We start from the raw sequence: 3,996 nt of genomic DNA, 5'->3' as shown, positions 1-3,996 counted from the left end.
CGCAGCGAGACAAGGTGCTGTGGCGCAACGCCAGCGAGCTCTACGGATTGAAGGAGCGTGTCCGATGACGACGATCGAGCGGATCGACTCCGCAACGGGTCGAGAAGACGAAATAGCGGTCACCATCGTCGACACCGATGTGCACCCGCTGCCCGTCTCGACCGAGGTGCTCAAGTCATACGCGGCGGCCGAATGGGTGGACAAGATCTGGCCGACCGGCAACGCGGTCGCCCCGGTGCCGCATTTCTACGACACACCCGATTCGTACAAGACGATGTCGCTGCGACTGGACGCCGCCCCGCCCGACGGGGGCGTCGCGGGCAGCGACCCGGAATTCGCTGCGAAGCAGCTGCTGCTCGATGCCGGTGTCAGCATCGCGACCCTCGAGCCGATGTGCGACGCCCAGCTGCCGCAAGCCGAACACGCGCTGAAGTCCGCCTACAACGACTGGCTCGCCGACGTCTGGCTCGACAAGAACAACCGGCACGGCCGTTGGCGCGGATCGATCAGCGTCAGCGCGCAGACGCCCGAGCGCGCGGCGCGCGAGGTCGAGCGCTGGGCGGGCCACCCGTACATGGCCCAGGTGCTGATGACGCCCCAGACTCGTGGGATCCCCTTCGGCAACCCGCATTTCGACCCGCTGTACGAAGCCGCGGCCCGCAACGGATTCCCGGTGGCGACGCACCTGATGGGGCAGACGCCCTTCGAACTGATCCCGCTGTATCCGGTTGGCAATCCGGCACATTGGCACGACTTCTTCGCCGCCTGGCCGCTGCTGTACGTCTCGCACCTGATGAGCCTGGTGTTCGACGGCGCGTTCGACCGTCACCCCGACCTGCGGGTGGTGTTCGTCGAAGGCGGCTTCACCTGGGCCATGCCGGTCATGTCGCGGATGGACCGCATCTGGGAGGCCCGCCGCGGCGACCTGCCACACGTGCGCCGGCGCCCGTCGGATTATGTGCGCGAACATGTTCGGTTCACCACCCAGCCGCTGGAAGACACCGACACCGTGCAGTTCCGCGAGTACCTCGAGATGATGGACATGGGCGACAACCTGATGTTCTCGACGGACTACCCACACTGGAGCTACGACGCGCCGTCCTACGCGATCAACCGATTCCCGGCCGACCAGCGCGAGCGGATCATGCGCGGCAACGCGACCGCCCTCTATGGGCTGCCGGCGACGGTCAAGGCGCTTCCCGGGGAACGCTGAGTCGGGGCCCATGGCCGGGGCTCCGGCGACAAGCGCCTCGTCTTTCACCACACCTGATCACAGGTCTACCTTGAAGAGGGTTTCCGGCACGTCCCGCGCCGGGATCCGACGAGCCCGCATGGTGAGCCCGGAAGCGGAGAGGGTATGACACAAACGAATCTGACGCGCCCGCAGGGCCTTACCCGGATCGACCCCGTGCTCCGGGAGGCCGCCACCGCACTGGGCGTCGTCGAATTCCGCGCCGAGACGCTGCCCGCCGAACGCGAACACGCCGGCCGACTCGCCGCCGAGCGCGCCGCGGACGTCGACACCGCCGATGTCGCCATCGAGACCCGCACCATCGCCGGCCCGGGCGGCCACCAGCTGAATCTTCGTCTCTACCGGGGGCCCAACCTGGATCGGGCCGAGTCAGGCTCGCCGCTCGTCCTGTACGCCCACGGCGGAGCCTTCGTGACCGGAAATCTGGACACCGATCACGCGCAGTGCGTGGAGTTGGCCAGGGCAGGCGGTTGCCTGTTGATTTCGGTCGACTACCGGCTCGCCCCGGAGCACCCCTGCCCGGCGGCGTTGGACGACGTCGAGGCCGGCTTCTACTACGCCATCCGGAATTGCGCGGACCTGAACGTGGACGTCAACCGCATCGCGGTGATGGGCCGCGACGCGGGCGCGGCCCTGGTCGCGGGCCTGAGCCAGCGCATGTTCGATGACGAAGGCCCCCAGATCCTGGTGCAGATCCTGCACCAGCCGATGCTCGACTCCGACGCCACCCAGTCGCGGCGTGAGTTTCAGCGCACCCCGGGTCTCAACGGGCCTGCGGTGAGCCGGGCATGGGGGCACTACCTTGGGCACGCCAGCGCCAACGGTCAGCACGTGCCCGCGCACCGGGCGAACCTCGAGGGCCTACCGCCCACCTTCATCAGCTGCGCCGAGATCGATCCGTGCCGCGACGAGGCCATCGACTACGCGAACAGGCTGTTGCACGCCTACGTGCACACCGAATTGCACGTGATCGCAGCGGCGTTCAATGGGTTCGACTCGTTGGTTCCCGATTGGGTTGTTTCGCAGGAGAACCGGGCGCTGCACGCGCGCTCGCTGCGCCGTGTGTTCGCCATGTAGCGGTGCGCTATCGAGGGCACTCCGGTAGCTCTTACCGTAGCGCTCGTTGCTAGGATCGATACGCCGGCGATTCCTCCACGAGAGGCAGCATGACGACACTCGACTCTCCCGAAAAGACGCTGTTCACCTCGACAACCCAAGCATTCCTGGAAAAGGAAGCGCCGCTGCGCCGCGTGCGCGAGTTGCAGGCCGCGGGGGAGTCCTTCGATCCGGCTTGGTGGCTGCGCGCCGCGGAGCTCGGCTGGACCAGCCTGCTGGTGCCCGAGGAATTGGGCGGCGGCAGCATTACGGAGAGCGGTTTGGCGGATCTGGCACTGGTCGCCGAACAGCTCGGGAAGACGGTGGCGCCGGGACCCTTGTATCCGGTTAGCGCCGTGCTGGCCGCGCTCGTCGGGTGCGCGGACCGGCAGCCCCACCTCGCGACCATCGATGCGTTGATGTCCGGCGAAACCGTGGCGTCGTGGGCGGTTTCGGAGCCCGGCCGCGGATGGGCGCCGCTGGACCCCTCGGTGACGGCCACCCCCACCGATTCCGGCTACCGGATTGACGGCACCAAGGACCGGGTCGAGGCGGGCGCGCAGAGCGCGGTGCTGCTGGTGGTGGCGCGTTGCGGTGACGAGGTGCGCCAGTTCCTGGTCCCGACCGATGCGCCCGGCGTCACGGTGGTCCCGCAGCAGTCGGTGGACATGGTCAAGCAATACGCCAGGGTGCGGTTCGACGGCGTGGTGGTGGAGCGATCCGCGGCCGTGGGCACCGCCGCCGAGACGGCCGCGCTCGTCGACCGGCAGGGCCAAATCGCCCAGGTCCTGCAGTGCGCCGAGGTGGTCGGGATCCTGCAGACAGTGTTCGACCTGACCGTGCAGTGGGCGCTGGATCGGCACACCTTCGGGCGCCCGTTGGCGTCCTATCAAGCCCTCAAGCACAAGTTCGCCGACATGAAGCTGTGGCTCGAAGCCTGCCGCGCCACTACGGCCGCGGCGGTCGCCGACGTCGCGGCGAACTCGCCAGAGGCGGGGCTGTCTGCCAGCATCGCCAAGTCCTACGTGGGTGAGATGGCCGGCCAGATCGTTCAGGCCTGCGTGCAGATGCACGGCGGCATCGGCGTCACCTGGGAACACGACCTGCACCTCTACTTGCGTCGGGTCACGTTGTACCGCTCCATGTTCGGGACGCCCGAGGAACACAACCTGCGGGTGTACGAGCACGAGAAGGCGGGGCGTTCGGACCCATGACGACCGAATCCGTTGCCGACTTCGCGGCCCGGGCCAGGGCATGGCTGGCGGACAATATGCCCCCCATCGATCCCGAGTCACCCCCGCCAGCCCCGCGCGACGACGAGCGATCCTGGCTTCGGGCTCGGGAACTCCAAAAGCGCTTGTACGAAGGAGGATTCGCGGGGATCTGCTTTCCCCGTGAGTACGGTGGACTCGGACTCGACTACGAGTATCAGAAGGCCTTCGACGCCGAATCCCTCACCTACGAAATGCCGCTGATCCTCAACACCCCCACGTTCACCATCTGCTGTGCCACACTGCTCGACACCGGCAGCGAGGAGCAAAAGAAGCGCCACATCGCCGCGGCGCTGCGCGGTGACGAAGTGCTGGTTCAGTTGTTGTCCGAGCCCAGCGGCGGGTCCGACCTGGCCGGCGTCATCACCCGGGCCGAAC

At 67.6% G+C, this 3,996-nt stretch carries 4 protein-coding genes; all 4 read left to right on the top strand.

What is annotated here, in order from left to right; all coding sequences use genetic code 11:
• Positions 1 to 64 precede the first annotated feature (64 nt).
• Positions 65 to 1,213 (top strand): amidohydrolase family protein, encoded by a 1,149-nt coding sequence (locus A9X05_RS21785; protein WP_067784022.1) that lies wholly within the window; start codon positions 65 to 67, stop codon positions 1,211 to 1,213.
• A gap of 144 nt (positions 1,214 to 1,357) precedes the next feature.
• Entirely contained in the window at positions 1,358 to 2,329 is a 972-nt protein-coding gene (locus A9X05_RS21780) for an alpha/beta hydrolase (protein WP_067784019.1), read from the top strand.
• 89 nt (positions 2,330 to 2,418) lie between these two features.
• Positions 2,419 to 3,561 (top strand): acyl-CoA dehydrogenase family protein, encoded by a 1,143-nt coding sequence (locus tag A9X05_RS21775; protein ID WP_067784014.1) that lies wholly within the window; start codon positions 2,419 to 2,421, stop codon positions 3,559 to 3,561.
• On the top strand, positions 3,558 to 3,996 hold a 439-nt coding region (locus A9X05_RS21770; protein ID WP_197499164.1), incomplete at its 3' end, for an acyl-CoA dehydrogenase family protein. The genes A9X05_RS21775 and A9X05_RS21770, both read left to right, overlap by 4 nt.

It is taken from the genome of Mycobacterium sp. E3298 (assembly GCF_001666895.1).
Taxonomy (GTDB): domain Bacteria; phylum Actinomycetota; class Actinomycetes; order Mycobacteriales; family Mycobacteriaceae; genus Mycobacterium.
This window is presented reverse-complemented; position numbering and strand designations above follow the sequence as displayed.